Here is a 23,960-nt window from a genome sequence, read left to right on the forward strand (position 1 = left end):
GGAGTGTGATGAGTTTTCGGCGTTATCTCAGTCTGTCTCTGCTCCTGTTCTGTGTCTTGTTGACGGGATCGTCTGCCTGGGCCCAGATTCCGGTGGTTGGTGACGGCGGCCCTGGCCCTGTAAAGGCGCAGCACCTGACGGTAGAGATGGTTTCCATGGCACCGTCGATTGCACCCGGCGGAACGCTGGATGTGGGCCTGGTCATTACGCTCGAAGAAAAGTGGCACGTCTACTGGATCAATGCAGGGGATTCGGGGGAACCTCCGCGAATCAAATGGACGCTTCCGCACGGCATCACTGCAGGGCCGATGCAGTTTCCCGTTCCCACGCGGCTTCCTCTGGGGCCGTTGATGGACTTCGGTTATGAGGATGAGGTTGCGTTTCCGGTCAAGCTGACCGCAGCCAAAAATCTAAAACCTGGCCCGATTCATCTGGACGCTCGCGTGGACTGGCTGGTATGCCGCGAGGTCTGCATCCCCGGCAAGGCGCACCTTGGGCTGAATCTGACCATTGATCCAAAGGCGACGGCTCCTGCGCAGCCAGTAGGTGCGCTGGGTGAAGCATTGGGACTTCTTCCCAAGCCGCTTCCTGAAGGAACGAAACTGAAGATCACCGGTGGGAAGAATGAGTTTGTCTTCGACCTGATGACTGGGGATCGGATTACTGACGCGGAGTTCTATCCATTCGATACGGAGCAGATCGCGAATGCAGGCGATCAAGATGTCGAGCCACTTTCGGACGGTGTGCGGCTTCGTGTACCGCGCGCGCCCGAGCTGACGAAACTTCCAGCCACGTTGCATGGAGTGATCAAGCTTGATGACGAGACTTCCTACGAGGTGAATTCTCCAGTGGTTGCAGGAGAGATCCCGCGCCAGGCAGGACGCGGTGCGGTGCCTGCTGGAGCGAAGGAGCTGACGGTACTGGCGGCGGTCAGTCTAGCCTTCTTCGGTGGCATCATTCTGAACCTGATGCCTTGCGTTTTCCCTGTGCTCTTTCTTAAGGGACTTTCGCTGGTGCAATCTTCCAATGAAGAGCGAGGACGCATCCGGCGTCATGGCCTGGTGTACACGCTGGGAATTCTGGTCTCCTTCTGGGTGATTGTTGCGGCGTTACTGATTCTTCGGGCGGGCGGCAACGAGGCTGGCTGGGGTTTCCAATTGCAGTCGCCGACATTCCTCGCCATTCTTTCTTCTGCAATCTTCTTTTTTGCGCTCTCGCTCTCTGGGCTATTTGATATTGGTCTCTCGCTGACCAGTGTCGGCGGGGGGCTGGCGCAGAAGCAAGGCTACACAGGGAGCTTCTTTACTGGAGTGTTGGCCACTGTCGTGGCGACGCCATGCACCGCTCCGTTTATGGGAGCTGCCATCGGCTTTGCTCTCGCGCAGTCCGGTTGGATCACCTTCGGGGTCTTCACTGCGCTGGCGCTTGGTTTGGCAGCACCGTACCTTCTGCTGAGTTTTCAGCCTGCATGGACGCGGCTGCTTCCTCGCCCTGGGGCCTGGATGGAGGTCTTTAAGCAGGTTACGGCGATCATCTTCTTCGGCACCGTTATCTGGCTGGCCTATGTCTACGGCAATCTCTATGGTTCTGAACAGGGTGTCTATCATGTCGCTCTGCTGCTAACGTGCTTCTTGTTGCTTACCATCGCGGGATGGGTCTTGGGCAAGTGGCCTGCGCGCTGGTCCAGCTCGATCGTTGCGGTACTGATTGCAATTTTTGCTCTGGCGGTTCCGCTCTATCAGCCGAAGCAGACAACGCTAACGTGGCAGCCCTACTCAGAGCAGGCGCTCAATCAGGCTCGCGCAGAGGGTAAACCTGTGTTCATCGACTTTACAGCAGCATGGTGCCTGAGCTGCCAGGTCAATGAGCGGCTGGTACTACGATCGGCGGATGTGCAGCATGAGTTTGCGAAGAACAAGGTGTTGCTGCTCAAGGCAGACTGGACCAAGTACGACGCGGAGATCACGAAGCAACTCGCTTCTGTCGGTCGAAGCGGAGTCCCAACTTACGTAATCTATCCTGTCGGCAAGGGAGCGGCAGACGTACTGCCGGAACTGTTGACGAAGGACATTGTTTTGACTGCCCTGAAAAAGGATACGAGTCATGAGTCAGAGTGATGAACAGCAGATTCGGACTGTGATCGATGCTTGGATCAAAGCATCCCGTGAGGGAGATCTGGCCACGGTGATGAGTCTGATGACAGATGACGTCGTCTTTCTTACACCGGGTAATGCACCAATGCGGCGTGAGGACTTTGCAGCTGCTTCAAACTCGATGACCGGCAAAATCAAAATAGATGGTTCGTCTGAAATTCAGGAGATTACCGTTACAGGTGATCTCGCCATCTGTTGGAACCGGCTTGAGATTGTCGCGACTCCTTTGGAGGGCGATGGGACGCCGGTCAAGCGAAAAGGAAGTACTCTCTCGGTCTTTCGTCGTGGACAAGATGGGAAATGGCGCATCTGGCGTGACGCCAATATGTTAGGTCCTGCCTCACCAGCCTAGTTGCGCGATTCTCTCCATTAGCACGACAATAACGTCTACAAGTCTCCGTGGAGGTGACTTTATGTCCCGTTGCCGCCTTTTCTCCCTCTTTCTTGCCGCAGCATCGTTTCCCCTCTTAGCCATCACCCCGGGAGGTCAGGCCCCGGACTTTAAGGGCACTGATTCCAATGGTGTGATCCATACCTTGTCGCAATATCGCGGAAAGTATGTGGTGCTGGAATGGGCGAATCGCGGATGCCCCTACGATCAGAAGCATTATCTGAGCGGCAACATGGAGGCACTGCAAAAGCAGTGGACGGACAAGGGTGTCGTCTGGCTATCGGTGCTCTCGTCTGCTCCTGGCGAGCAAGGGAATGTCACTCCGACCGAAGAGAATGAGTACCTGAAGAAGATGAAGGCCGCTCCTACAGCGGCGTTGCTCGATCCAGAAGGGAACATTGCGCGGCTCTACCAGGCCAAAACAACGCCGCATATGTTTGTGATCAATCCGCAGGGCAAGCTGATCTACCAGGGCGCAATTGATGACAAGCCGACGACCGATCAGGCCGACATTAAAACGGCCCACAATTATCTGAACGATGCTCTGAATGCGTCGATGTCGGGTAAACCGGTTCCTGTGGCAAGTACGCGCCCGTATGGTTGCTCAGTGAAGTACAAGGACTAAATCCCAAGAAACGCCTACTTCCGCTTGTCAGCCTTGATGCGAGCAATTTCTTCCATGCGCTGAGCCAGGAGCTTTTCTCGGCCCTCATGCGTTGGGGAGTAGTAACGTCGGCCCGCGAGCGAAGGCGGCAAACACTCCATGTCGGCGACGCGGCCTTCAACATCGTGGGCATATTGATATCCCTTGCCATAGTCCAGCTCCTTCATCAACTTCGTTGGAGCATTGCGCAAGTGCAATGGGACAGGTTCGGCGGCAGTCGTCTGAATGTCGCCACGAACCATGTTGTAGGCCATGTAGACGGCATTGGACTTGGGTGCAAGGGCAAGATAAACGACTGCCTGAGCGAGTGCGAGCTCACCTTCAGGATGCCCGAGGAAGTGCATCGCATCTTTCGCGGAGAGGCAGAGATTGAGCGCCTCCGGAGCAGCGAGGCCGATGTCTTCTACGGCCATGCGCACCACACGTCGAGCAACATACATAGGATCTTCGCCAGCCTCAAGCATTCGTCCCATCCAGTAGAGCGCTGCATCTGGATCGGAGTTGCGTACGCTCTTGTGCAGCGCCGAGATGATGTCGTAATGTTGTTCACCCTGCTTGTCGTAAAGCAGAACGCGCTGCTGGAGTGCTTCAGCTGCAAGGTCTTTTGTGAGGAGATGTTCTTTGCGCCCCTGCGCGAGCCGAACTGCGACCTCAAGAGCATTCAGAGAGTTACGTGCATCGCCGCTGGAGTAGGAGGCGATGGTTGTGAGCGCGTCGTCATCTGCCGCGATTCCCCATGAACCCAAACCACGATCGGGATCGGTGAGAGCCCGGCGCAATAAAGAGACGATTTGTTCTTCTGTAAGCGATTTGAGTGTGTAGACGCGGCAGCGTGAGAGCAGTGCAGCGATGATCTCAAAGGAGGGATTCTCGGTTGTTGCTCCGATCAGGCGAATCGTTCCGCGCTCGACATAGGGAAGGAAAGCATCCTGCTGGGCTTTATTGAAGCGATGAATCTCGTCGACGAAGAGAATCGTACGCGAGCCCATATGCGAGGCCTTTTCTGCATCGGCCATTACCTGCTTGATCTCCTTGATGCCGCTGAGAACGGCGGAGAACTCAATGAAGGTGGATTGCGTGCGCTGCGCGATGATCTTGGCGAGTGTGGTTTTGCCGGTTCCCGGAGGCCCCCAGAAGATCATCGAAGTAGCATCGTCGTTTTCGATGGCGACGCGGAGAGGCTTGCCTGGACCGAGCAGATGTTCCTGACCGACATATTCTTCTAGGGTACGTGGGCGCATCCGTTCGGCAAGTGGTGCCTGGCGGGGGGCCTGAGAGGCCGCGGCGAGCGGGGTGGAGTCGAAGAGGCTCATCGGGTCGCTCCTGTAGGACGGCGACGGAGCGGCCCGGGGATGGTTTCAGTGGCGGAAGGAGCCGCAGACGAGCGCTGACGCGAGGCCTCATAGAGTAGTAACGAGGCGGCGATAGCTGCGTTCAGACTCTCTACCGGACCCGGACAGGGAATCGTGATGCGTGCCGTGGACATCGCCAGCCACTCCGGTGCAAGACCGGCGCCTTCGTTGCCGATCAGGATGGCGCATGGCTGCCGCAGGTCCGTTGCATTGGCAGAAAGAACTCCCTCATCATGGGCTGCGCTTACGGCAGCAAAAAGGCGGAGACTGTGCGCCGTTTGCAGCGCGGCAATCTCCTCTTCCGTGGCAGAGACGACAGGGACACGAAAGATGCTGCCCGCGCTGGCGCGCAGGGCCTTCTGGTTCCAGGGGCTGACCGTGCCCGGTGTTGTCAACACGCCTGTGGCACCAAATGCCTCTGCAGAGCGGACGATCGTTCCAAGATTGCCGGGATCCTGCAGGCCAGCTGTGATGACGAACAGCGGGGAAATCTGGCGATCCAGAAGGTTCTCGAGGCTGTATGCCGGTGGCTCGATCAACGCGGCGATACCTTGTGGAGATCGAGTCTCCACTGCGCTGGCAAAGACATCGGAGGAGAGATGCAGGACCTCCGCTGTTGCAGGGGGTACAATCGTGATCTTCTGTCGTTCGATGAGGAAGATCGTCTTGGGAGTAATTCCGCTACGGATGGCCTCTTCCAGAAGATGATGGCCTTCGATCGCAATTAATCCCTCGGAGAGGCGATCGCTTCCTGTAAAAGCTGCACGCAGCTGTTTGACGCGAGGGTTGGTTCGGCTGGTGATCACGGTTGCTGTTACGGCCATTCTCAGCAGTTTACGCCGTCCTGCCTTTGCTTTTTGCAATGAGGTTTGAGCAGAGGTTAGCGATATGCTATGTTCCGAGATGGCCGCACACGGCACAGGAGCTCCACGATTTGACGGCCGAGACACTTCGCATTCATCCAGATGAGCCAGAACCTGAGCTTGTCTCTCAGGTGGCAGCGCGGCTTCATGCCGGTCAAGTTGTGGCTCTGCCGACCGATACTTTTTATGGTCTGGCGGTTGATCCGGTGAACCTCCGTGCGGTAGATCGTATCTATGAGCTGAAGTCCAGAGCGCGGCATAAGCCGCTGTCATTGCTGATCCATGATGTTGCGCAGGCGTACGAGCTGGCACGAGGATTGGATACGGCCTTCGACCGTCTGGCGGAACGCTTCTGGCCAGGCCCGTTGACTCTTGTAGTAAAGGCGGGCTCCAAGCTGCCTTTGCGAGTGACGGCCAATACGGGCAACGTCGCTTTGCGCGTTCCCGAGGCTGCGATTCCTCGCGCGGTGGTGGAATCGCTCGGATTGCCCATTACGGCAACCTCGGCAAATCTCTTCGGCATGCCGGAGTGTACCTATGCCAATGGCGTTCGAGAGCAGCTGGGGAACAAGATTCCTCTGATTGTGGATGGTGGCCCCACGGCGCGCTCTGTCGCAACGACAATTGTCGATCTTTCAGGTGGCGGAAGTTCATGGATGATTCTGAGAGAGGGCGCAATCCCGACACACGAGATTGCTCTGACTCTACAACGCTGAAAGATTAGAACTCCCCCATGAGAGGGAGATACACTCGAAGTTCCTACCAGGTCATGATTGTTCCGAGCACGAATCTACGCGGCAGAAGACACTCTACGGAGTGGGTCGTGTTGCGCAGTCTGTTGATTTCTTTCTTCGTGATTGCGGTCGCATGGTCGGTGTATGTCGTTCAGCAGATCTCCGAGGTCGCCGGACAGGACGAAGCACAGAAGGCCGATGCCATTGCGGTCTTTGGAGCCGCCGAGTATCGGGGACGGCCTTCGCCCACGCTGCATTTCCGTTTGGACCATGCGGTTGATCTTTATCGGATAAAGATTGCTCCCATTGTGATTACTCTTGGTGGTGGTGGAGATAAGGATTCCGGAAATACCGAAGGTGGGGTAGGCCGCGATTATCTGCTGGCCCACGGAATTCCATTTGGAAACATCATCGCCGAGACCAGGTCAACGGACACGGAACAACAGGTGCGTAGACTGGCTGCGATTGCCCGCGATTTTAACCTGCACCATATTGTGGTGGTCTCCGATGGCACACATCTGTTTCGCATCCGTGAGCTTTGTCAGAGCGTAGGTCTGGATGTGTACACCTCGCCTCGGGCGACCATCGGCCACATCGGCCAGTGGGATCTTGCGATGCGCTACGCCCATGAGGTGCTGAGCTACACCGCGTGGAAGCTGCATCTGAATATCGGGTGGCTGCGGAGAGGGTTCTCCGGAGACGACGATTTCTAAGCATTCTGCCGTATCAGTGCAATCGTATCAGTGCAATAAGGTAGCAAGCAGCGCGGCCAACAAGGTGGAGCTGAAGTTCACTAGATCATTGCCAAGCCATCCCCGGCGTTCGATCGTGGCTCCCAGAAGGCTGTCAAATAAGAATCCGGCTGCCGCGGCTGCCCACAAACCGGCCTGGGTAGGCCAGAGCGGATGCCGCAGTGCGCTAGCAGCAACGACAATAGCTGCGGCGATCAGGCCCGCGATGGTTCCGGGGAGGGTGATGCCTCCGTCCGTTCCAGAAGGCACTCTGCGGCCTGTTGTGATCAGGCGGGCCGGAATGCCTGAGGCCTGACCGATCTCTGAGGAGACCGTGTCGGCGGCGGCCTCCGCCAGGGCGGCGATGCAGCCATCGTATCGACCGGCTGCGGCAAAAAGTCCGGCTATGCCAAGGTTTGCGACAATCTGTGAGGCGCTTCTGCCGCGACGCGACTCGGAGAGGCCACGAATCTCTTTTTGATGTTGTTTATATCGGGTTGCAGCAAAGGTCAGCACAAAGACGGTGAGCAGAGCGCCGATCAGAAGGTGCGGATCCTGATCCGGCAGATACCGGGACCAGGCCAGCGGAGATTGGGCAAGGATGAAGCAGATCAGAAACCCTATGGCAGTGGCGCCGAGGGTAGCGGCCCGGACAAGATAGACCCCGCTTGCAAACACCGCACTGAGGATAAGCGGCATGGCCAGAGGCCAGAGTGGAAGAGACAGTCGCAGCGCCGCCAACAGTGGCATGACCGCTCCCAGCACAAGCAGGGGACCGACGACCCAGAGCAGGAGGCGGGATTGGCTTCGATCCCGGATCGCGGAGATGGATTTTGGTATTGGCTGCATTTCCCCAACCATGCCAGGTTTTCTGGCGTCCGTGATTTACAATCTGACCTAGAGCATAGCCAACATCAGCAGTACGGCGGGAGCAGTTTTGCATCTAGGAAGAATCGCAGCAGAAGGAACCCCTCAGGCTCAGAGCCACCGGCGTTCGAGATGGTCTCGTATCAAGTCATTCTCCGTCTTTACCCTCGCGATGGCCTCTCTTGGTTTCGTCGCAGGGTGCGGGAACACCTATCGCCCTGTAGTGTCAAGTATCAACCCTGTAGGGCCGGCAGCTCAGCCGCAAAAGTTTGCCATTGTGATTTCTGATCCAGGATCGAACCTCCCGGGACTGGTTACAATTGTCGATTTCTCCGGTGATACGGTTCTGGTGACTGCAAATACAGGTGTCTCCCCTTACTTTTTGATGTTGAATGCATCGGGTACGACTGGCTACACCCTGAACCAAGACCATACAATGACCAGCTTCGATATCTCGACCAGCTTGCAGACTCGTGACATGGTCCAGACGACGCTCTTCACCAACGCCAATCCGAATAGCATCTTTTCGGATTCAACTGCGTTGTTCCTGACGGAAGCAGGGCGAAATGCCGTTGCCCAGTTCGGAGGAACGACTCCGGCACTGGTCCAGGAGCTGTCCGTCGATCCCGGATATACTCCGGTCTACATTGCTGGATATTCAGGGTCTCCTCGAGCCTATGTGATCAGCCAGAATGCGAGTGGTGGAGCCGGCCAGGTGGCAGCGATTGAGATGTCGAGCAAGACGATCTCGACCAGAATTCCTGTTGGAACCAACCCGGTCTACGGTGTGATGACTGCTGACGGAAAGCGCGCCTTCATTATGAACAAGGGCGACAATACGGTTTCGGTGATCAACGCGCAAACCAACCAGATGGATGCTGTTCCTGCTCCTGCGGTCAATCCCATCCCTGTGGGGATCGCGCCGATCTGGGCTGACATCGCTGCGACCCGCAACGAACTGGTGGTCGCCAATGAAGGCGACGGTACTTCCAAGGGATCAGTCAGCATCATCAACATTCCACTCTGCTCCGCGATTGCTCTGCCGGGCAATCCGAACTGCGATCCGAACAACCCGATCGATGCGAACGGCTTCGGCCAGGTGTTGGCCACGGTGCCAGTCGGTGTGGATCCGCAGATGGTGGCGGTACTTCAGGACGGTTCCCGTGCTTATATCGTGAACCGCGCGGACAGTACAGTCTCGGTCGTGAATCTGACGACGAATACCGTTACAGCAACGATTCCTGTTCCCGCGACGCCCCATCCGAACTTCATCTCGGCTATCAACGGAACCCCGACTGGAAAGGTGTACGTAACCTCTCCTGAATCCGACCATATGACGATCATTCGCACCGACACCGATATCGTCGAGACGACAATTCCGTTGCAGGGCAAGGGAGTTATGGTCCGGACGCAGCTTCCCTAATTCAGGAAACTAGCCCGTTCGAAAGCAACAGCCTCGCAATGCGCGAGGCTGTTTAGTTTCCGGCAAGAACGATCGGCATCGTCGGGCTTTGAGACGGGCCTTCTTCCAGCGTCACTCCAAAGGCCTTTGCTTCGCTCCTTTTTGCGAGTGAAGAAAGAACAAGGCGGACATTACCCTGCGCATCTGGAGAGAAAGTTCCCGCAGGCATGGGATCGCCACCCTCAGCAGGAATTAGCCATAGCTCGTAGGTCTTTCCTGCCTCAGGAGCCGGCATATTGCTGGCGAAGAAGAGCAGGACGCCTCGGCTGGCACTATAGATCACGCGTCCCTGCGGGGCAGGTCCCGATGCTTCAGCAGAGGGGGAAGAGAGCAGGACCTGCTGCGCTGCAGGATCTTTCAGCGTGTCGAAGATCTGCTTTGCGTCTGAGGAGTTGTCTGTGCGGCTCTCGTGGTGAGAAATCAAGGCGCTTGGTTGACCTACCGGGTGCGATCGATAGGCCTGAAACCAGGCAACGCCGAGGCCGGTGGCAGCTATCCATCCCATCCAGAACAAGGCCGTACGAAGCGGATTATCGAATCGAGGTTCTGGTAGATCGGCGGTGGCAGCACTTTGTCTTCGCGTCGTGAAAGGAGCATCCTGCGGACCGCGACGGGTTGCGAAGGTGAGGTCCGGCTCTACGGGAAGATCGGCGGGCTGGAAGGTGTCGTCGCTGACAGCAGGCTTTACCAGCACTGGAGTGGGGAACTTCTTCTCCCGCCCTGCGCGGCGAAGGATGCGTTCGCGGACCGCGCCCGCAGGCAACTGAGGATCCAGGGCCGAAGTATAGGTCGTCAGGTCTCCCTGCACTCGTGAAAGCTCCTGACGACAAAAGGCGCACTGGGAGAGATGTTCTTCGACCGCTGTGTGCTCGTCAGCCCCAAGAAGTTGCATGGTGAACAAGGCAAGGTCTGCGGCTTCGTAGTGGAACGTTGTATTCATACCCAGTTAGCTTCTCTCAAGGAAAATAGAACATCCGTGATCGTTCCTTTGAGAAGAGGAATAGGCTCAGCGGAGACCTCAGCCAGCTCTCGCAGGCTGAGTCCATCATACAAAGCCATCTCGAAGAGCTTTCGCTGTTTCCGCGGTAGATTCGCCACCGTGAAAGAAGCCTTTTCCGCCAGAACAGCTCTCTCTGTTTCGTTTGCAAGATCGTACACAAGCAATGGAGCGAGTGTGCTGGAGGAAGATTGAGGTCTTCTCCGGAGCATGGCGATCGCTCTGTTCCTGGCCGTGATAATCAGGTACGCTCCCAGGCTGACGCGTCGAGTGAGCGAGATATTTTCCGGAGAGCGCCATATCTCTACGAAGAGGTCTTCAAGCAGTTCCTCAGCCGCTGTCGGATGGCGTAGCACCCGGAGAGCCACGGCGTAGATCATTTCGCTATAACGGTCGTAAAGCGCAGCCAGGGCGTATGCTTCGCCGCGAGCGACCTGTTCCAGTAGCATCATGTCCTCCTGTTGTGTTGGGGCGACAGGAGGAGCTTCCATTCTTCGTGCAGCGGATCGTATCTGTGTCATGGGATTTAGTTGCGCGGGAGCTTTCTTTCCTGTCACTCTAACGCAAGGCGCGACACAATGTACCTTAATGAGAACGCGCACTGTTCCATTTTGGAACGACAGCTCCCATGAAGAATCGTTTGGACAAACTTCTCGTCGATCAAGGACACGCTGCTTCGCGTGAACGCGCGCAGGCGCTGATCCTGGCTGGACGGGTGTTGGTGAACGAGCAGCGTGTGGATAAGCCTGGCGTTTCGATTCCAGCCGATGCGGTGATTCGTATGCTGGGGTCGGACCTGAAGTATGTGAGTCGTGGCGGCCTGAAGCTGGAGCACGCGCTTGCGCATTGGAGCATCCTGCTGACAGGCGTTCATGCTGTCGATATTGGTACTTCGACCGGCGGTTTTACCGACTGCATGTTGCAGGCGGGAGCGTCGACGGTGTTGGCGGTTGATACAGGATACGGACAGATCGCGCAGAAACTGCGCGACGATCCGCGAGTGAGTCTGCGCGAGCGCACGAATGCGCGAAAACTGGTCGCAGGGGAACTGCTCGTCTCTGGTCAGGCTACTCCGTCGTTTCTTGCCATGGACGTCTCGTTCATCTCGGCCACGCAGGTGCTTCCGGCGGTGCTGGATGCGCTGAGCACCGAAGAAGCGCGGTGGAAGGGAACCGCAGTGGTGTTGATCAAGCCTCAGTTCGAGGCGGGGCGGCAGCACGTAGGCAAGGGCGGAATTGTCCGCGATCCCGAGGCCCGCAGACTCGCCATCGATAAGGTCAGCGATTGTGTTGCCGAACTTGGCGGCTTGCGGATGGATGTTATCGACTCCCCGATCCAGGGCATGGAAGGGAACCACGAATATCTTCTGCGTGCGGTGTTTGAAGAAGGCTGAGTTCGAGCCATCGAGCCGGTACACTAACAATCATGTTCAAGGCTGCTATTATCTCGAAGCCACAGAAGCCCGAGCTGGCCACCATTCTGCCGGAGCTGCTGGCGTGGCTGGAATCGCATGGCTATGTAACTCTGCTTGACCCAGACAGCGCGGCCTATCTAGGCGAGCAGATCGCATCGATTCCGCGTGAGGAGATGCCGCAGCATCAACCAAACCTGGTGATCGTCCTGGGAGGCGATGGAACGCTGCTGGCGGCGGCACGGGCCTTTGCGCATTCTCCAACGCCGATCCTGGGAGTGAACCTGGGCTCGCTGGGGTTCCTGACCGAAGTGCCGCTGACGGATCTCTATACCTCGCTGGAGGCGTGGTGCGACAACTGCGCCAGTATCGAAGAGCGCGACATGATGCATGCCGAGCTGCTTCGCGAGGGCAAGGTGGTGAAGCACTGGGATGCTCTCAACGACATCGTTGTCTCGAAGGCCGCGATTGCACGTATGGCGGACTTTTCTATCGAGATCGACCAGCAGTTTGTGGCGGCGGTGCGGGCCGACGGTATCATCATCTCGACGCCGACGGGTTCTACGGCTTATAACCTCGCCGCTGATGGGCCGATTGTGATGCCGACGGTAAATGCGCTAGTGGTGACTCCGATCTGTCCGCACCTGCTGACGATCCGCCCCATCGTGGTTCCGGGAGACTCGGAGGTCAACATCCGAGTGGAAGGTGTGCCGAATCTGACCTATCTCACCGTCGATGGCCAGGAAGCTGTCGATCTACAGCTTGGGGATGAGGTCCATTGCCGGCGTTCCAAACATAGTGTGCGGCTGCTGCGTCCACGGAAGAACGGTCTTTTCAGTGTGCTGCGCAGCAAGCTGAGCTGGGGAGAGCGGTAAGGCCCCTCCCCTTATTTTGCGCAAAGTATTCTATCCAGGTGGGTTAGGCTCGGACTAGCCGCGCAAAATATTCCAAATAAAAGACTTATAGTTCAAAATATAGAAAATAAATGGGTTAAGTCAGGAAGTTTTGGCGCGTCTTAGCTTTTTCTCTTAATTTCAGTGTAGTGAACCGAGCAGGGCAAATCCGCAGTTTTGGAGGATTAAATTTCTTGCTAAAAACTGTTTACTTTGTGTTGGTTAGCGAACAAGCAGGCGAGTGAGAGGGATTGACACGGATTTACACGGCAGTCGGCGCCGTAATACCAGTGCAAGCCAACTGTCGAGATGATCCGGCCCGTCTGAACAAGCGCATTTGTCATCTTTTTGGCGTCAGTGAAGATCCATCGGCCGCTGGCCGCAGACCTTCATCATCACCAACGAGCGATGAACCGATGGCGCTCGTACCGGCTTAGTTGCTGACATTGATACTTAAGTTTTCGGTATGGCTAACCCCGATACTCGCGTCTGAGAGTACGATTCCGACGGTGTAGGCCTTGGTGGTCGGGATCGAGGTGGAATTGTTGCTGCTGCTCGTGCCGCTGGAGCAACCGGCGAGGGAGGCTGCACCGAGCAAGGCGACGAGGCCGATGAGGCAGACATGCAGTTGTATGGATTGGCGCCAGCGCCGTCTGCCGGCTGCGAGAAATAGTAGAAGCGAGGCGTAGAGCGGTCCGTAGCTGGTGCTGCTGGACTGTGCGGCGACGAAAGACGCCGTCGGAATGGACAGCACCGCCTGTGCGGGGGCTCGACCGGTGGCATCGATGGTCGTTGTACCGCAGTTGATGGTTTTGCAGGAGATGGTGACGATACCGGTGTAGCCGTTGATCGGCCCAAGCTTGATCATCCACTGCGCGTCATCGCCTTTCTTGACGGTGGCATTGACGACTGTTGCGGTAATGGAGAAGTCCGGAGCACTTAAGACTGGGTAGAAGAAAACGTTGGAGGAGGGAGCGTTGGCGATGTCGCCGGAGTAGGACACCGTGATGGGCGTATCGCCTGTTGAGTTAAAGGTGTAATCGAGGTCGCCTGCTCCGTTCGTGAGAGTGACGGTGCCAAGGAGCGTCGTGCCCCAGGTGAAGGTGACCTGCCCCGTGGGGTTATAGCCGGCAACGGAGGTGTGCAGCGTTACCTTGCGGCCTTGGTAGATGTTTCCGTTCACGGAGATCACGGAGAGATTAATGCCGGTGTACTGTCGAGCAACGTTGATACTGAAAGGAGCAGAGGTGACTGGGAGGTTGTTGGTATCTCCGGAGTAGGTGGCGATCAGCCTGTAGGTGCCGGGCTGGGTAAAGGTCGGGATGAACATGGCGGGGAATGGCTGCTGCTGCCCTTTGGGTATTGTGACTGTATCGAGGACAGTGCCGTCGTCGGTGGAGAGGGTAACGGTGCCTGTTGGGTAGGAGCCGACGATGGTGGCGGTAAAGTAGGCGGGAACGGAGGTTTTGAGATTCGTGTACTGCCCGGAGAGGGTGATTGTTGGGGAGACGGCCGTTCCCAGGGTGTTAAGGAGCGGCATGGCGGCGCCGGAGGCGAAGACGATGTAGTCGGGCCCAGTGCCGGCGCGCGCAGATTTGTTGAGGCGAGCGAGGGAGGCGGTGAAGGGTCTTTCGGTGCCAGTGGTGTAGAAGTTGGGGTCAGTGGTGAAGTTGCCCTTGCCGTCTCCATAGGCCACGGTGGTATAGGCCATGCGGTTATAGGACTGGATGATGAGGTCGAGGTTGCCATCGCCGTCGAGGTCGGCCGAGGTGGCGGTGATGAAGTTGACTCCTGCGGGCATGGTAATGGTGGCGATGGGGGTGGAGACGAAGCTGCCGTCGTCCCGTCCGGCGTAGATGGCGTTATTGATCAAGATGTCGGCCTTGCCGTCGCCATTGAGGTCGGCGAGGAGGAGTGGCGTGCCGGAGGAAGGCAAGGGGATGGCTATGAAGCTATTACTGCCCTGGTTGATGTAGGCGTTGTGCCCCCAGACGAGATCGAGCTTGCCGTCGCCGTTGAGGTCGGCCGCGAAGGGTCGAGAAACGATGCCGGAGGGCTGGATGTCGATGTTGACGACGTCGGATAGATTGGCCCCTTGAGGGAAGGTTCCGTCGCCGTTGCCGGGGATGAAACCCACGCCGCTCGCCAAGAGTTGCTTTGGATCGTTGTAGGACAGAGCGATGTCGAGTTTGCCGTCTCCGTTGAAATCACCGGTTACGACGCCCTGAGGATTGATGTAATTCTGAGAGGTACTGGTGCCGATGTAACCTTGAAAGCCAAGGCTGGTAAAGGTTCCGTCTCCGTTTCCTTTGAAGCTGGTAAGAGAGGCTGCGAAGTCGGCCCAATCCGGGCCGTAGATGGTTGTGGATCTCGCTGATGCGAGTAAGGCGACGTCGAGTATACCGTCGCCGTTGAAGTCGCCACTGATGGGAATGCTGCCATAGGGGACCGCGATATTGGAGGAGAGAGGGCTGAAGGTCCCGTCTCCGTTACCTTTCTGGCTGGAGAGTGATCCAAGGAGCTGCGCGGCAGTGAGGTCGGAGAGGCCGTCTCCGTTGAGGTCGGCGACTACGGGACTGTCAGAGAAGTAGGTGGCAGCGATGCCGTCGAAGGCTCCAGTGCCATCGTTGTGTAGGACGAAGTATCCGGCAGGCGTGTTATAGACGATGTCGACGCCCTTGATGCCGTTGCGAGCGCCGTAGAAGCTGCCCGGTGTGACGTAGGACTTGCCGACAGTGAAGTTGCCGGTGCCGTCACCGATGAGTGGTGTGGAGAGTGCACCTGTGAGCAGAATATCCAGTTTGCCGTCGCCGTTGAGGTCGAGGGGATGGATGGATACGACACCGGTGTGGACCGGAGTAATGACCGTGGCCTTTCCTGAATTGGGAAAGGAGATACTCACGACGGTTCCACCGGCGGAGTTGCTCAGGTAATAGCTAACGATCTCGAGCTCACCGTCATTGTCGAAGTCGGCTGCTGCGAGGGTGCCAGGGTCAATGATTAAAATAGGTGAACCAAGGCCAAAAGTCCCATCACCATTGCCGTAAGAAACACGCGTAACGTAATTGGAGATGCTGTGATCGCCTGCACCGGTCAGGATATCGAGCTTGCCGTCATGATTGACATCGGCAAGAAGAAACTGGTTTGAGTTGATGTAATTGTCGTTGTAGGGATAGTTCAGAAAGAAGTAGCCCGGATACGCAGTGGGTGGTGCGAAGGCGATGCTAGAACCTGAGGTTCTGTTGATCGCAACCTGTATCTGTGCGTCCGGTGAGACGGTAAGTCCGCTAGACCGGTCAGTGGAGTAGATGAGATCGGGGAGGCCGTCATTGTTGAGATCGGCGGCCTGGTAGTGGCGGCCGCTGTTAGCGAGCGTGGTGGCGGAGGTGAAGGTTCCGTCGCCGTTGCCCGTCAGGATGACGGTGGTGTTCTCGCTGCAGGCGACGATGGCATCGAGCTTCGAATCCTTATTCAAGTCAGCAAGCAGGAGCGCCGTAGCAGTGCAGGAGGCGACAGCGGTGGTGGTGCCGATAATAACCGTAGAGCCCGAACGCAACGCTGGGGTGAGCGTCGTGGTGCCGCCGCTGGTGGTGGCGTAGAGGGTATCTGAGGTCCCATCACCGTTCATGTCGCCATCGGTCATGGCCACCGGCGAACCGACAGGATAGGGTTCGTATTGAAGTACCGGGAATATCGGCTTCTGAGGAGCAGCGAGGGCGACGGGAGTGGCTTCAAGAAGCGTAGCGGCGAGAAGGATGGCAGCAAAGGGTACCAGGGGGCGGAAGAAGGTCATTCAGTATTCCCGGAAAAGTCGTTCAAAGGCAATGCAGACCTTATTTTGCCTCATGGCAAACGATCTATCCAATACTGAATTGCAAACTGTTCGATGTTCCATAATGGTCGGGTATTCCGAAGAGGACTAGAAATGACAGGCAGGCCTTGGGCGGCGATTGCTTCCAGGTAGACAAGGTAGACAAGATGGAGGACTTCGACACTTATGCCGAATCCCTCCGAAGAGTAATTTGTGTCGTAATTGGCAATACTGAACTTGGATATGGACCGAGCACTCGACGAGTGCTAAATCGCCAACGCGCTCACAGACACCCGATGAGTACCGATATGTCGGCTTATCGAAAGTGGTCAATTGTTGCTGGTCCTCTTTGGTCAGAGTGACGAATTGGAGGTGCTTTATGAGCGCAGATTTCTTCGACTCCCTCGACTGTGCTCGGAGTCGCTCAGGATGACACTTATTGGGCTAGCGGCGAAGCCAGATGGTTTCGATCTGGTGGTCAGAGCCTTTGTTCAGGATCAGGTCGGCACGCTGACGAGTGGGCTGGATGTTTTCGACCAGATTAGGCAGGTTAATCTCGCGCCAGATGGACTGTGCGGTCTGAATGGCTTCTTCGCGGTCCAGCGTGCGGTAGCGATAGAAGTAAGAGGCGGGGTTCTGGAAGGCGGTTCGTTGAAGCGCGAGGAAGCGCTCGACGTACCAGCGCTCGAGGTCGTCCTTATCGGCTTCAAGGAAGATGGAGAAGTCGAAGTAGTCAGATGCGATGACCGTAGCGCGGGGAGGAGCCTGGAGGACGTTGAGCCCTTCGAAGATCAGGACATCGGGCTTACGGACGGTTTGTTTCTGGTCGGGGAGGATGTCGTAGCTCAGGTGCGAGTAGACCGGGGCCTCGATGACGTCTTCACCGGATTTGACGGCGTGAAGAAAGCTAAGCAGACGGGGAAGGTCGTAGCTTTCGGGGAAGCCCTTGCGGCGCATCAGACCTTTTTCTTGCAGGATGGCATTCGGGTAAAGAAAGCCATCGGTGGTAATGAGCGCGACGTTGGGTTGACAGGGCCAGCGAGAGAGCAGCGCTTGTAGAGTGCGAGCGAAGGTGCTTTTGCCGACGGAGACACTTCCGCTGATCGCGATCACGAAAGGGGAACGCTCGTTTTTCCTCCCCACGAATGCATTTTGCAGGGCAAGCAGTTGTTGATCGGCTTCGAAACGGAGCTTGAGGAGGCTGGAGATTGGAAGGTAGGTCTTGGCTACCTCAGCCAGAGAGAGGCGATCACAAAGACCTCTCAGTGCGGCGATATCTTCATCGGTGAGAGGAAGAGGAGTATTGGGGCTGAGGGCGGCCCACTGCTGCCGGGTGAAACGTCGGAACGGACTGGATACGGTCATGCAGTGTCGATTTTATTTCCTTGATGTGCTGTTACTGAAGTTCGTGCGGATATAGGGAGATCGACTGCGGATGTTGTTTATGTAAGTCACTTTAAATTCGGGGATTTCTCCACTCCGCTGCGCTTCGGTCGAAATGACACGGTGGGGTGGATTTAACCGCAGATCCTTCGACTCGCTACGCTCGCTCAGGATGACACTGCATTGTGAGGTCACCGGCAATGATCCGAATTACTTATCGATCGATACGGCCGAGAGAGACTACGGGGCCGCTGACCGGATGGCAGAAGACCTTGCCGTGGCTGAGGGCGATCTTTCTTTGCGCCAGGGCGGCCATTTCGGGGTCGTGGGTGACCATGACAATGGTGTGGCCCTGGGCATGGAGGTTCTGGAGAAGCTCAGCCACAATCTTCTGATTGGCGGCGTCAAGATTGCCTGTAGGTTCGTCGGCGAGGAGGATCGGCGGGTTGTTGATGAGTGCCCGGGCGATGCAGACGCGCTGTTGCTCTCCGCCGGAGAGCTCGCTGGGGAGATGCTCGGCGCGATGACCGAGGCCGACGCGTTCGAGGGATGCACGAGCCTCCTTTTCATCAGTCATGGAGTGAAAGTATTGCGCGAGCATTATGTTCTCAAGCGCTGATAAATAAGGAATTAAATGGAATTGCTGAAAAATGAATCCGATCTTGTCGGCGCGGAAGCGATCCAGCTCGGTCGCGGACATTGTGACGACGTCGACGCCGTCGATGTGGAGCTCACCGGAGGTGGGGTGATCGAGGCAGCCGATCAGGTTGACCAGGGTGCTCTTGCCGGAACCGGAAGGGCCGGTGATGGCAACCCACTCACCAGCCACGATGGCGAAGGAGGCGTGATCGAGCGCGCGGACGACTCCGGCGTGGCCGGCGTACTCCCGGGTGACTGCATTGAGCGAGATGACGGCGCAGTCGGGGCGCGTCTCCAGATCGATCAGGTTTTCCATGGCCAGACTCTTTTTTACCATTTTTAGTTACTCCCCTTTCAGCAGCGCGGCGGGTTCGAGAGAACGCAGGACGCGGACAGGAAACAAGGCTGCAAGCGCGGCGATGAGGAGGTTGAGCAGCAGGACAAGGGGGAGCACGCTGATGCGTGGCAGAGTCGCCGTATGGAAGTTGAGCTGGCTGATGATCCATGCGGCAGCAGAGCCGAGGATGTATCCGGCGGCGACTCCGGCGAGCGCGAGCGCGACGGCTTCTAACAGGAAGATCGCCATGAGGGTGGTCTGGGAGCCGCCAAGCGCCTTCATCAGGGCGAAGTCGCGGCGGCGTTCGAGGACGCTTGCGGAGAGGGTTGCCAGGACGCTTACGGCGACGGTGAGGGCGATCAGCAGGACGGCTCCGTACATGAGGGCGTGAGTCTTGTCGACGATACGGGACTCACCTTCGACGAGCTGTCGGACGGGCTCGACCTTCATGCCGGGCAGAGCTTTCTGGATGCGGGCGAGAGCGGATTCGACCTGTGCAGCTCCGCCGGGGACCTGGACTTCGATGACGCTTGGTTGTGCTCCCGTCCATTGGGTGAAGGCGGTCATCGGGATGTAGATGCGGTTGTCTTCGTCACCGCCGGTGTGAAGTCGGCCTGCACCTTTCAGTGTGATTGGGTGACCGGAGAAGGTGAGCTGTACATTGCGTTCGTCGGCAACGAATTGGGCAGCGCGTTGACCGAGGAGGGCAGCGTTTGCGTCAGAAGATGCGGGCCAAGCATCGACCTGCCACCAGGAGTTGAGCTTGTGGGCTGCGTCGAAGTCGGTTCCGGCTACGACGACAGGAGTTCCACGATCGGTGGTTGCGACGGCGTAGCCGAACTCTGCGGCCTGAGCGTCAAGACCTACTGCGGAGCGAACCTGAGCGAGAGCGTCTTCGGGAAGGTGCGTCTCTTCGGGAGCGGTGATGACGATGTTGGCTCCGAAGCTGCGGAACTCGTGATGCAGCTTGGCATCGAGATCGGCGTAGAGAGTGAGCAGGGCCGTTGCAACTGCCGCAGAAACGGTGAGGGCGATCAGCGCGGAGAGACTGCGAGTGCCACGGTGCAGTAGAGAACGGCGAAGAATGGAAGTGATGCTGATGCGGCGGCTCATGCTCCGGCCCTCAGGATGGTGGAGGGATCGGTGGTCAAGGCGCGCCGGATCGCTGGAGTGCTGCCTGCGAGCGCCACGGTGAGCGCGAGCGCGATGACAACGGGGAAGAGAACAGGAATCAGCAGGGAACCAGCAGAGGCTGAGGCTGTGGCGAAGATGCGCGCACCAAGCCATGCAGCGAGGCCGGAGCCGGCGAGGTATCCCAGGCCGCCAGCGAAGATGGCGAGCAAGCCGGTTTCCGCATAGAAGAGCAGGGCAACGGTGGTCTTGCTGGCTCCCAGGGAACGCATGAGGCCGATCTCGGCCTGACGCTCGAGGATGGCGGTGGCCATGGCAGCGCTCACGGCGAAGCCAGCAGCCAGCAGGGCCGCAGCACTGATGAGCCACATGAGTCCGCTGATGCGCTTGAGCACGTTGCCCTCGCTCTGCTCGACGCGGCGAATCTGCTCGGCGCGGCTTCCAGGGATGGCTTCACGGATCTGGTAAGCAATGGAGTTGGCGTAAGGACGGCAGTACCAGATCTCGCGCAGCTTGGGCGAGAGGGAATCGGGATCTTTGCGGGCGAAAGCATCCTCAGGTTTGGTGCGGGCGGAGACTTCGACGCGCGAGACGGCATCGGGGGTTCCGGCGATCTGCTGTGCGGCATTGAGAGGAAGCAGAAGCCGATTGTCTGTGGAGTCTCCGGTAGAGACGATGCCGGTGATATGGAGAGTCTGTGAGGCAGTCTGGACGGAATCGCCGGTCTTGAGGTTCAGATGCGAAGCAAGAGAAGAGCCGACGACGGCCTCGGTACTCTGAGGTGTCGTGGCTTGCTCGCGAGGCCATGCGCCTTCGAGCTTCCAGAGGGGATGAAGGGCAGGGGCGCCGGTCATGAGCGCTGTTCCTCCTCCGCTACTCAGTGAATGATCGAACCACAAGCCGGTGGCGTTGGCGTCGACTGCTGCTCCGGCTGCGGTTTTGCCGATGATGTGGACTGGTAACTCAGGGCTGACGCCGGTGATGTTGTTGGCCCAGAAGATTCCACGCAGCTTTTTGAGGTCGGACTCTTTGAGGTAGGCACCGCCGGAGACCGGCTTTACGTCGACTCCGCCGACCTTGACTTCAAGTTGATCGGCGGCAGGATGGACGATGATGTTTGCGCCATAGACGGCGAGCTCCTGATGGATGCGATCTCCGATGGTAGTCGCGAGCGCGAGCATGGCGGTGACGGCGGTGGTACCGAGCAGAATCGCCAGACCGGCAAGCAGCTTGCGCCGTCGCTGGCGGCGGAAGGATTCGAGGAGGAGACGGAGGAACATCAGCGAACCTCCTGATTAAATAGCCGGGAGGGGCCTGAGGTAGAGAAGCGGATTTCTCCACTACGGTGGCAAAGTGCGCCACCTTCGGTCGAAATGACAAGGTCTTTGCTGGAGGGAAACCGCAGATCCTTCGACTTCCTCTTCGACTCGCTGTGCTCGCTCAGAGTCCGCTCAGGATGACACTTTATAAACAACTCAATCGGCCACGGTTTAGATAATGAGATCGGCATAGCTAGCGCTCGAAGACCGGAACCAGCGTCTTGAGGTCAGCGGCCTGAATGGTGACCTGTCCGCCTGCGATGCTGCTTTTTAGGGGAATGGGGTTACAGCCGCCTTCCATGCCCATGGACGAAGGATTGAGCGGAGACGCGCACATCTTGCAGGTGATTCCCTGGCTACCGATGTAGAAGCCGACTGGGCCGCAGATATGACAGGCGTCGCCGACAGAGACGATGTTACCGTCGGGCTTCTTGAAGAGAAGGAACCGGACTTCGACGCTTCCGCCTTTGCCGTCCTCGACGTTGACGCCGTAGCGGTGAAGCTGGCTGTCGTTGATCTGGGACGCGGGTACGGTGACCTGGCTACCGACGAGAGTGACGGCAGTGGTGGGCGAGAGAGCGGTTGTGCTCTTGGCGTATATGAACTCGGCGGTCGAGAGGAAGATGAAGAGGAAGCTGGTGGCGACGACGGCGGTCATCCACATTTTTTCGCGGCGCTGGGTCCACTCGGCACGACGGCGGTCTGCAGGAGTGGCATCGGCGGGCAACGAAACGGGAGCGCGGCGGCGATACTCCATCAGGATCATGAGTCCGGCGAGCGCCATCATGGTGACGAAGAAGAAGAGATCGTTACGGACGATGGGGCCGATGAGCCGCATTTCGGCCTGGCTGGAAGGAAGGACACCATTTTCACTGAGCTCGTGCAGTCCGCTAACGATCAGCTGGAAGGCAACGAAGTAGAGGATGACGGTGGTGACGCGGAAGAAGCGCTGCAGGTTGATCTTGACGCTGCCGCGGATGAAGAGAACACCGAAGACGACGGCAACAGCGACTCCAAGCAGGGTGCCGATAAAGCTCAACAACTCGGTGGAGTTGAGGGTGACGGCGGAGAGGATCAGGACAGTTTCGACGCCTTCGCGGAGAACGAGGAGAAAGACAAAGAGGAAGAGGCCGAGCTTCGAGACGCCTTTTTCGGAGGTGTATTGTGCGACCCTTTGTTCGATGTCGCCGCGCATACTTCGGGCCGTCTTGTGCATGAACCAGATCATGCTGATGACGAAGACAGCGGCGACCAGCATGACCCAGCCTTCGAAGATGTCGCTGTTGATCTGCATCCGAGCGATGATGATGGCACCGGCGACACTGGCGGCGAGGGCGGCCCCAAGGGCCCAGAAGACGGTCCGTTTCAGCTCGGAGCGGCCGATCTTGGTCAGGTAGGCGAAGACAATCCCGACGATCAGCGCAGCTTCCACGCCTTCGCGGAGAGTGATGATAAATGCCTGCAACATAAGGTGGTTCTCTCCCTCAAAAGGGTCCACCGAAAAGCACTCCGATGCGAACCCCTGCCCGTACGCAAAGCGATTGGAATGATTCGCCTAGCTCAATAACCAGTCTAATGAGGACTAATTTGGTCGTCAATCGGGGAATGGTGAGGACACTGGAGTTTGAGGTTGAAATATTTTTTTCGTCAGTCAAAGATAATGAAAATAAACCTTTTGACGGAGAGGGCAATCCTGGCTTTGGCTGGGGTGGCGGTTTTGAAACCGCAGGCCACTTCAAACATCTATTATTGTAAAGATTGCTCGGCCAGCTTGGGTGGCAATCGCAGAGCACTCTTGGGAGGAAAGTAAATGGCAGGACAGTTTGTAACCGAAGTTAACGACGCGAATTTTGAGAAGGATGTCCTTCAATCGGAGCAGCCAGTTTTGGTGGATTTTTGGGCGGCCTGGTGTGGTCCGTGTCGCGCACTTGCTCCCGTCGTTGATGAGGTTGCCAGCCATTATCAGGGCAAACTCAAGGTCATGAAGATGGACGTGGATGCGAACACCGCAACGCCGATGCGTTATGGAATTCGTGGAATTCCTGCGCTGCTGATCTTCAAAGGCGGCCAGGTTGCCGATCAGATTGTCGGTTATGTGCCGAAGGACACGATCGATAAGTCTGTCAGCAAGGTGATCGCTTAAGAGAATTAAGTTTCTGCAGAAAACGAAGCGGCCCGGCACTGAACCAGGTGCCGGGCCGCTCTTTTTTTGTTTAACCAGGAGCTTATCGCTGACCGATTAGGACCAGATTGTTCGGTGCGATGCGACAGCTTTCTCCTTTGGAGATGTTCCACTTCGACCCGTCAGCATACTCGATGGATTGCAATTCGATTGAGCTTACGGTTGCGAACGAGCGCGCTACGAAATCGATTGTAGTTTTACCGTTTCCCGAGAGATTCAACTTCAGGTCGAAGACCTTTTTCATCTGCGGAGTATTTGTGCTTCCCGCAGGGAGGATTCGTGTGGAGGCATCATAGCCTCGAACCAGAAGTGAAGCTCCAACTATATCTTTCGCTCGATGGTTGTCCCATTGGAGTTCCAGCGGTAGTGTCGCCGTCGCAGGCCGGTCCTTGATCTGAACGATAGAGCCCGCACCCCGATGTTGTGCGAATAGCCCGACTGGGCAGCTTGCTTCCATGATCTGGGGAACGGATATGGCTACAACCGATTGACTGGCAGCAACCTGCGGAAAGGCAGGATATGAGCTGAGGAGAAACGCGAGAGAGAGGGTTGAGACACGATTCATGGTGGACCTCCCAGTCGCAGAAGTTTAGCGCATTCGATAACTTTTCTGCGAGTTCACTATACGGTGGCTAGAGTC

General features: G+C 57.3%; 22 protein-coding genes. 10 read left to right on the top strand and 12 right to left on the bottom strand.

The window, feature by feature from the left end; all coding sequences use genetic code 11:
- The first annotated feature begins 8 nt into the window (after positions 1-8).
- The 3 genes from H7846_RS07420 to H7846_RS07430 all read left to right on the top strand — a co-directional run bounded on the left by H7846_RS07420 (position 9) and on the right by H7846_RS07430 (position 3,169).
- On the top strand, positions 9-2,117 hold the full coding sequence (locus H7846_RS07420) for a protein-disulfide reductase DsbD family protein (protein ID WP_186695828.1): 2,109 nt from the start codon (positions 9-11) through the stop codon (positions 2,115-2,117).
- The gene (locus H7846_RS07425; protein WP_186695829.1) at positions 2,104-2,505 is read left to right on the top strand and encodes a YybH family protein; all 402 of its coding nucleotides are present in this window, start codon (positions 2,104-2,106) and stop codon (positions 2,503-2,505) included. Before H7846_RS07420 ends, H7846_RS07425 begins: the two co-directional genes overlap by 14 nt.
- Positions 2,506-2,566: 61 nt before the next feature.
- Positions 2,567-3,169 (top strand): thioredoxin family protein, encoded by a 603-nt coding sequence (locus H7846_RS07430; RefSeq protein WP_186695830.1) that lies wholly within the window; start codon positions 2,567-2,569, stop codon positions 3,167-3,169.
- Positions 3,170-3,183: 14 nt separating this feature from the next.
- On the opposite strand, the gene H7846_RS07435 is transcribed toward H7846_RS07430, so the two are convergent.
- Both H7846_RS07435 and H7846_RS07440 read right to left on the bottom strand, forming a co-directional pair.
- Positions 3,184-4,521 (bottom strand): replication-associated recombination protein A, encoded by a 1,338-nt coding sequence (locus H7846_RS07435; protein WP_186695831.1) that lies wholly within the window; start codon positions 4,519-4,521, stop codon positions 3,184-3,186.
- Positions 4,518-5,384 (bottom strand): TrmH family RNA methyltransferase, encoded by an 867-nt coding sequence (locus H7846_RS07440; protein WP_186695832.1) that lies wholly within the window; start codon positions 5,382-5,384, stop codon positions 4,518-4,520. The genes H7846_RS07435 and H7846_RS07440 overlap by 4 nt, the downstream gene beginning before the upstream one ends.
- Positions 5,385-5,494: 110 nt before the next feature.
- On the opposite strand from H7846_RS07440, the gene H7846_RS07445 reads away from it, so the two are divergent.
- Positions 5,495-6,139, top strand: a complete 645-nt coding sequence (locus H7846_RS07445; protein ID WP_186695833.1) for an L-threonylcarbamoyladenylate synthase — start codon at positions 5,495-5,497, stop codon at positions 6,137-6,139.
- 17 nt (positions 6,140-6,156) lie between these two features.
- Positions 6,157-6,870, top strand: coding sequence for a YdcF family protein (locus H7846_RS07450; protein WP_255460924.1), 714 nt, complete (start codon positions 6,157-6,159; stop codon positions 6,868-6,870).
- Positions 6,871-6,897: 27 nt separating this feature from the next.
- Here H7846_RS07450 and H7846_RS07455 read toward each other — a convergent pair whose 3' ends face one another.
- Entirely contained in the window at positions 6,898-7,737 is an 840-nt protein-coding gene (locus H7846_RS07455; RefSeq protein ID WP_186695835.1) for a DUF92 domain-containing protein, read from the bottom strand.
- 88 nt (positions 7,738-7,825) lie between these two features.
- Between H7846_RS07455 and H7846_RS07460 the strand changes: the two genes are divergently transcribed.
- Entirely contained in the window at positions 7,826-9,178 is a 1,353-nt protein-coding gene (locus H7846_RS07460; RefSeq protein WP_255460925.1) for a YncE family protein, read from the top strand.
- Between the two features lie 52 nt (positions 9,179-9,230).
- Here H7846_RS07460 and H7846_RS07465 read toward each other — a convergent pair whose 3' ends face one another.
- Both H7846_RS07465 and H7846_RS07470 read right to left on the bottom strand, forming a co-directional pair.
- Complete coding sequence (locus H7846_RS07465; RefSeq protein ID WP_186695836.1) at positions 9,231-10,157, bottom strand: anti-sigma factor; 927 nt, start codon at positions 10,155-10,157, stop codon at positions 9,231-9,233.
- Positions 10,154-10,705, bottom strand: coding sequence for a sigma-70 family RNA polymerase sigma factor (locus H7846_RS07470; protein WP_222597554.1), 552 nt, complete (start codon positions 10,703-10,705; stop codon positions 10,154-10,156). The genes H7846_RS07465 and H7846_RS07470 overlap by 4 nt, the downstream gene beginning before the upstream one ends.
- A 137-nt stretch (positions 10,706-10,842) precedes the next feature.
- Between H7846_RS07470 and H7846_RS07475 the strand changes: the two genes are divergently transcribed.
- Complete coding sequence (locus H7846_RS07475; RefSeq protein WP_186695838.1) at positions 10,843-11,607, top strand: TlyA family RNA methyltransferase; 765 nt, start codon at positions 10,843-10,845, stop codon at positions 11,605-11,607.
- Between the two features lie 32 nt (positions 11,608-11,639).
- Entirely contained in the window at positions 11,640-12,500 is an 861-nt protein-coding gene (locus H7846_RS07480; protein WP_186695839.1) for an NAD(+)/NADH kinase, read from the top strand.
- Between the two features lie 451 nt (positions 12,501-12,951).
- On the opposite strand, the gene H7846_RS07485 is transcribed toward H7846_RS07480, so the two are convergent.
- The 6 genes from H7846_RS07485 to H7846_RS07510 all read right to left on the bottom strand — a co-directional run bounded on the left by H7846_RS07485 (position 12,952) and on the right by H7846_RS07510 (position 22,606).
- Positions 12,952-16,311, bottom strand: coding sequence for an FG-GAP-like repeat-containing protein (locus H7846_RS07485; protein ID WP_186695840.1), 3,360 nt, complete (start codon positions 16,309-16,311; stop codon positions 12,952-12,954).
- Positions 16,312-16,773: 462 nt separating this feature from the next.
- Positions 16,774-17,694, bottom strand: coding sequence for a type I pantothenate kinase (gene coaA / locus H7846_RS07490; protein WP_186695841.1), 921 nt, complete (start codon positions 17,692-17,694; stop codon positions 16,774-16,776).
- A 232-nt stretch (positions 17,695-17,926) separates the two neighbouring features.
- Positions 17,927-18,688, bottom strand: a complete 762-nt coding sequence (locus H7846_RS07495) for an ABC transporter ATP-binding protein (RefSeq protein WP_222597555.1) — start codon at positions 18,686-18,688, stop codon at positions 17,927-17,929.
- Between the two features lie 6 nt (positions 18,689-18,694).
- A complete protein-coding gene (locus H7846_RS07500; RefSeq protein ID WP_186695842.1) occupies positions 18,695-19,801 on the bottom strand; it encodes an ABC transporter permease in 1,107 nt (368 codons plus the stop codon).
- On the bottom strand, positions 19,798-21,099 hold the full coding sequence (locus tag H7846_RS07505) for an ABC transporter permease (protein ID WP_186695843.1): 1,302 nt from the start codon (positions 21,097-21,099) through the stop codon (positions 19,798-19,800). Before H7846_RS07505 ends, H7846_RS07500 begins: the two co-directional genes overlap by 4 nt.
- Before the next feature lie 232 nt (positions 21,100-21,331).
- Positions 21,332-22,606 (bottom strand): Fe-S-containing protein, encoded by a 1,275-nt coding sequence (locus H7846_RS07510; RefSeq protein ID WP_186695844.1) that lies wholly within the window; start codon positions 22,604-22,606, stop codon positions 21,332-21,334.
- 119 nt (positions 22,607-22,725) lie between these two features.
- On the opposite strand from H7846_RS07510, the gene H7846_RS07515 reads away from it, so the two are divergent.
- The gene (locus H7846_RS07515; RefSeq protein WP_186695845.1) at positions 22,726-22,893 is read left to right on the top strand and encodes a hypothetical protein; all 168 of its coding nucleotides are present in this window, start codon (positions 22,726-22,728) and stop codon (positions 22,891-22,893) included.
- Positions 22,894-22,948: 55 nt separating this feature from the next.
- Complete coding sequence (trxA, locus tag H7846_RS07520) at positions 22,949-23,281, top strand: thioredoxin (protein WP_186695846.1); 333 nt, start codon at positions 22,949-22,951, stop codon at positions 23,279-23,281.
- Between the two features lie 82 nt (positions 23,282-23,363).
- Here trxA and H7846_RS07525 read toward each other — a convergent pair whose 3' ends face one another.
- Entirely contained in the window at positions 23,364-23,885 is a 522-nt protein-coding gene (locus H7846_RS07525) for a hypothetical protein (RefSeq protein WP_186695847.1), read from the bottom strand.
- Positions 23,886-23,960 lie beyond the last annotated feature (75 nt).

The organism is Edaphobacter sp. 4G125, from assembly GCF_014274685.1.
GTDB lineage: Bacteria > Acidobacteriota > Terriglobia > Terriglobales > Acidobacteriaceae > Edaphobacter.